This is a genomic window from Pseudomonas sp. GM79 (assembly GCF_000282495.1).
Classification (GTDB): Bacteria; Pseudomonadota; Gammaproteobacteria; order Pseudomonadales; family Pseudomonadaceae; genus Aquipseudomonas.
Map to the genome: position 1 here is coordinate 1 of NZ_AKJE01000017.1, position 4,887 is coordinate 4,887.

The following is a 4,887-nucleotide window of genomic DNA, read 5'->3' on the forward strand; positions in this document are numbered from 1 at the left end:
AAGGGCCCGACCAAAGAAGGCGGTTCGGGGGCACTGGGGGAATCTAATGCCTCGGGTAGTGGGACGGGCGGTCCAAAAGAAATTGAAAATCAGATCATAGGGAAACCAAGAGTCGGAAGCGCAACTAAAATTCCTGATGGTCAGCATGGATTTAATGACATTATTGATAACTATGCTGGTGATGCTACTAAATTTGAAATACCCACCAAAGGTCCTGGTGGTGTGGTGATTAGGGTGTCTGAACTCAGTCAAATTGAAGGTAGTAATAACGGTGTCGAAGGGGTTTTCGAATGGATTGTTGATGAAGGAGATGTCACTCATCGACGTTTTATTCCGGGCGGAAAAGTCACTGGGTTGCCTAACCAAATTCCGAAGAAGTAGGAGGGGATGATGGATCCATTAAAGTGCTTGATCAGTTTAGGTTTGATGGAGTGGTCAACCATTTTGTTAGGGTTTGGTAAAGGTTGGGTGGGACGGGAAGATATTATTGAATATGCTCTCAGTCAGCTTCTGAATGGTAGTGAAAGTGAGGATGTTGCTGTTCTCGCAGGAGGGATGTGTCTAAGTGATGAAGAGTTGCTTGGGCTTGCCTCAAAACAAATAAAAATATCAGATGATGTCGCTGATATGGATAAGTGGCGTTTGGCTTTTTTACTGTGTATTGATTTGTCTGGCGATAGTGACGAACACAAGATTGATAGGCTTCAGGAGGCCTATGCGGATTTTGGTTATCCAGAAGATATGGCTTTATGTAGCATCTACTCTCAAGGTAATGCTTGTCCGCTTGTCGTTATGCGTGAAGTTGTGGAAAAGTTGAAGGCGCAATTTTTTATTGATTAGTTTGCAAAAATTGGAACAGGCTGCGAGGGATCCCAACAAATCTACTCCGAGAGAAAAGGGGGCGGATTTATTTGTCTGGCTTGTCCAGAAATTAAATCTGTCCCCTTTTTAGTCCCCTTTTTATACAACATCACCTCCGCTCAGAACGAGAGCAGCAGCGATAGCAACCGACATAATGGTGGTGGTGAAGCTGGTCTGGTCTTCGGTTCTGAAGGTGTCGGCGTCTATGTCAGTGTCAGCATGGGCAAGGGCAACCTGGAGCGCGAGGGTGAGCGCCAGCAAGAGGCTTACCTATATGCCGGGAACCGCCTGGGCTTCACCAGCGGCAAGGACACCAATATTGCCGGCGCCACGTTGCGTGGTGATGAGGTGATTGGCCGCGTCGGCGGCGACCTCAACGTTTCATCCGTGGCCGATACCGGTAAAGTCAAAGGCAAAGAGTTCGACATCAGCGTCACCGCCACCATTGGCCCGGGGGCTGGGATCAGCGGCTCGGTCGGCTACGGCCAAACCACTGGCAAAACAAACTGGGTCGAGCAGCAAACCAGCATCACTGGCAAAAACAAAGTCGACATCCGCACCGAGAACCACACCCAGCTCGATGGTGCGCTGATCGCTGCCGACAACGGCAACCTCAAACTGGACACCGGCACCCTGGGCTTCAGCGATATCGTCGGTGAAGACAAGGAGCATGGTTACTACTTGAACGTCGGTGGCACCTATAGCGCCGGAAGTAATGGCGGCACCGCGCAAGACGGCAGCCAGTTGGGGAAAGGCAAGGAAGGCCAGGCGGGCGGGAGCGTTGAAGGCTGGAACTACGAGAAGGATCGCGAGCAGATCGTGCGGGCAACCGTCGGCGCGGGCGAAATGACGCCGAGACGGGCGCTGACTCCACGGCAGGGCTGAACCGTGATGTGAGCAAGGCGTATGAGATCACCAAGGATGAGGAGGAACGCACCGATCTGTATGTTAGTGATTCTTCAATTAACGCCGTACTCCACCCTATTGTAACCGTGCAGGAATGGACCAAGGCGTTCCTCAACTATGACCAGACCGCACTGGCCAACTTCAACAGAGCCGCCTCAGCGCTGAACGTCGTGGTCAATCGCGTGGATAACATTCTGGGCCGTCCCATGGATGCCCGCGCTCAAGCTGCGGCAGGCAAGGACCTGGCGGAAAGTACTCTGGAAGCGCTTCTCCTGTCAGGCAAGAGCCGTAAAGATGCTATGGCGATGATGGGCGATCCCGCGTTCATCGACGGTGTTCTTGCCAATTTGGCCAGGCTAAATGGTATCGAACCTCGGGTCATCGAGGACATTGAGAAGACGCTTGAGTCGGATAATTACACTCGCAATCCAAACGCAGAGAACCTGGAAACGACGTATGTCGTCCCGCCTGAGCTTCGACCTCTTCAAAAGCTTAATCTTCAGTTGTCTGCGGTCCAGGCCTATATCAAGGAACATCCTGGGAGCCAAGAGGCAGTAGCGTATGTAATGGCCGCTGCTCAAGGGCCGAAAGGCGTCGCTCAATTTATTGTGATGCAAGCTATTGCCGGGACGGAAATTGGCCAAACGATTTCGAAGAACATGGAAAAGCTGCAGTCCACCCTGAGCCAAATGGTGGCGGAGGCTATTGAAGATAGGTCTCTTGATTCCAAGGAGGTGGACGATCGTTTTCTGATTGGTGGCGGTGAGCTGATTACCAGTATCATGACGGGCGCGATGCCAGGGAAGGTGTCGGGGAAAGGTGATTCACGTATCACGGTGGTGGGTGGTACAGGGCACGGTGCAAAAGCAACAGGCGAAGCTGCTGCTCGGATCCCAGGCCGAGTACAGTCTCGTGTAAACATTGCCAATGGTCGTACGGAAACGACCCCTCTTCGAGATAACGGCAATCCAGTATCTGCGGGTTTCGACCACGTTCTAGATGGGCATTTCAATAGAGAAGTCTCCAATTCGCGTTCCGTGTTTACTATTTCTCCGGATGAGCTGAAAGGGATCCTGCAGAGCAGTTCTGTTGTGAAGTCTCCGGTTGTTGCGCTGCCAGATGGCCAATTTGTACGAACGGTTGATGTAGGTCGGGCTATTGGCACTACTACGTTGAAGGATGGTGGCGTTTCTACTTCTGTGATAAAGGTGTTCACCGATAAAGCAGGAAATTTGATAACAACCTTCCCGGTTAAGGTGGGTAACTGATGCGTTCTCTTCCCATAAGAATATGGCATGAACTCCAGTCGGCAGTGGCGACCCTGAGTGATGAAGCACCTTTTAGGCATGTTCTTGCAGTAATACTTATTTGGATTAGGAATAACGATAAGTATCTTGCTGGCGAGCCGTTCTCGGTCTATGGGTTCGATAGAATTGCAAAAATAGATGAGAGGGTGATTCCAGTTGAGTACTCTTCCTTTGAAGTGAGTGATTTAATTAATTTCAAGAATGTTATTTTGAAGCGTCAGGCTAAAGATGTAGAAGCTATTGCGAGATTTTTACGCGATACGGTTGAGGAATTGGCGACGGTCGAAGTTGATGAGCAATGTCCCAAGTGTGAGTCTGAAGGAATGCGCGTTTTCATAGGTAGACATAATGGGTTGTTGGCTTATCAGTGCAATGTTTGTGGGTACTCCCAATACTCAGATGGATCTAGAGTTGCTAGTGGTGGATTGGAATTTGCGAGTGAGAGGCAGTTGCGAGAGATTGGTCTGATTTAATGGTGCAAAAGGTGCGGATGGCGCTGCTTTATCGGTGGAAAGAGCTGTGCTTATAACTGCGTTGGCGATTGCTTGACTCGTTATGTTAGCGGTAAAGGGGGCGGATTTATTTGTTTGGCATTGGTGCAATGACTAGAAAATAAATCTGTCCCCTTTTTTGATTAGTGCCAAGACGCTGGACACAACCACAGCATCAAAAATAGCGAACCCGAGTTCGGTGTTTTCATCACTCAAACGAAATATTGATGCGGCGTTTAATTTTACGGAATACAGCCTTAAAGATGTGACGCTAACTGCAGGTAAAATTAATGCTCGTGAACTGCAAGTTGCTATTCCGAAGAGTACAACGACGGCTCAGTGGGAGCAGATTAATAAGGCGATTCAATACGGTGCGAGCAAAGGCGTTACTGTAAAAATTAGTACGGTGAAATAATATGAATGAGATTGCAAAAACAGCTTGGGCGGAAGTGAAAGTCAATAAGGATTTTATTTCTGTCAAAACATTTTCTGGATACAGCAGCTGCCGCGCGGATCCTCAGGGAATGGATTGTCTAATGGCTCCTGACATTAGCGTCCAAGAACTGGGCGCTTCTGTGCTAGAGGCTCTGGCGCAGAGCAGGTTTGTACTGCCTGAGCCACGCAAGGAGGTCTGGATTCACCCTGAAGCCACGTTTGACAGAGATTTGTACGACTATGATTTGACCAAACAACGATATGAAAAGTGGGTTGATAGAGTCATTGATCGTTATGGATACAAGAATAAGCGTGCGCTATTTAAAGACATGAAAAAATGCAGCGTGGAAAGCAAGAATGGCGAAATAATCATTCGCCCCAGTTTTCACGAAAAGCTTGAGGCCTGGAGTGGCAAGGGGATAAATGAAAGTGACTATGTAGTTGTTTCTTCAAATAGCTCGCCTGGAGAAGTTGGCGCGGCACTTCGATTGGCTTTTAATCGCTGTGCATAAAATAGTTAAAAAACGGGGCAGACCCTGAGGGATCCCCACAAATCTACTCCAACGCCTGCGCCTATTGATGTACCTCGGCTCGCAACGCACGCTCAAGTCTCTCCAAGGTTTTTCGAGAACTTGAGCCGCGTCCGCTGCGCCAGTATTCCAAGCCCAGTCACCACAGCGACAACACCCGCCGGCGTCTAAGGCTATTGCTTTAAAAGCGATGTTCATGACCCGCTTCGCGGGTCTGCAACCCCGTTAAACAAATGATGTAGTTGGCCAAAGCCGAGATCAGTAAAAGCACTTCGATTCGGTGCGGACAGTGGACCTAATGGGTGTCCCCTTTTGTTACTGGTGTCGCCGCACAACTGGCGCTGGCAATCTTGCTGG

The 4,887-nt window shown here is 49.5% G+C and carries 5 protein-coding genes and 2 pseudogenes; 6 read left to right on the forward strand and 1 reads right to left on the reverse strand.

All coding sequences use genetic code 11. The annotated features are described in order from the left end of the window. The 6 genes and pseudogenes from PMI36_RS31355 to PMI36_RS0129345 all read left to right on the forward strand — a co-directional run. The coding region (locus PMI36_RS31355) for a hypothetical protein (RefSeq protein ID WP_202949513.1) at positions 1-381 on the forward strand (381 nt) is incomplete at its 5' end. A gap of 9 nt (positions 382-390) precedes the next feature. After that, complete coding sequence (locus tag PMI36_RS26340; RefSeq protein WP_008067910.1) at positions 391-840, forward strand: DUF2247 family protein; 450 nt, start codon at positions 391-393, stop codon at positions 838-840. Between the two features lie 126 nt (positions 841-966). Continuing rightward, a pseudogene (locus tag PMI36_RS32230) lies at positions 967-3,035 on the forward strand (hemagglutinin repeat-containing protein); the annotation flags it as partial. Next, entirely contained in the window at positions 3,035-3,547 is a 513-nt protein-coding gene (locus PMI36_RS26335) for a hypothetical protein (RefSeq protein ID WP_008067913.1), read from the forward strand. The pseudogene PMI36_RS32230 and the gene PMI36_RS26335, both read left to right, overlap by 1 nt. A 157-nt stretch (positions 3,548-3,704) precedes the next feature. Next, positions 3,705-3,980: a hypothetical protein gene (locus PMI36_RS31360; RefSeq protein ID WP_338010019.1), complete on the forward strand. Its 276-nt coding sequence runs from the start codon at positions 3,705-3,707 to the stop codon at positions 3,978-3,980. A gap of 1 nt (position 3,981) precedes the next feature. Beyond that, positions 3,982-4,512, forward strand: coding sequence for a contact-dependent growth inhibition system immunity protein (locus PMI36_RS0129345; RefSeq protein WP_032830090.1), 531 nt, complete (start codon positions 3,982-3,984; stop codon positions 4,510-4,512). Between the two features lie 61 nt (positions 4,513-4,573). On the opposite strand, the pseudogene PMI36_RS31850 reads toward PMI36_RS0129345, so the two are convergent. Then, a pseudogene (locus tag PMI36_RS31850) lies at positions 4,574-4,819 on the reverse strand (IS4 family transposase); the annotation flags it as partial. Positions 4,820-4,887 lie beyond the last annotated feature (68 nt).